General features: G+C 63.1%; 1 pseudogene. It reads right to left on the bottom strand.

Annotated elements, in window-relative coordinates:
* Positions 1 to 309 (bottom strand): annotated as a pseudogene (locus QSJ40_RS12640) (IS3 family transposase); the annotation flags it as partial.

The raw sequence follows: 309 nt of genomic DNA, 5'->3' as shown, positions 1-309 counted from the left end.
GGCCGGAGAACACATCTTTGATGGCGCAGAGGTAGAGCTTTCCCTCGTCGGTCCAGTGCTCTGTGATGTCGGTCAGCCACAGTTCGTTGACGTCATCGGCGGAGAAGTCCCGCTTCACGAGATCGTCATGGACCGGCGGCCCGGGACGTTTCCCGTTCTTGCCGCGATTCTTCCCGAACACCGACCACCACTGGTTGTCCCGGCAGATCCTCCACGCCGTCCGCTCACACATCTGCTCACCGGCTTCTGCCGCTTCGCCGGCCAGGAACCGGTAGCCATACTCGGGGTCGTCGACGTGGGCGTCCAGCA

The organism is Kocuria sp. NBRC 114282 (assembly GCF_030268385.1).
In the GTDB taxonomy this organism is placed as follows: Bacteria; Actinomycetota; Actinomycetes; order Actinomycetales; family Micrococcaceae; genus Kocuria; species Kocuria palustris.
The sequence above is the reverse complement of the archived record's forward strand: the minus strand, read 5'-3'. Positions and strand labels throughout refer to the sequence as shown.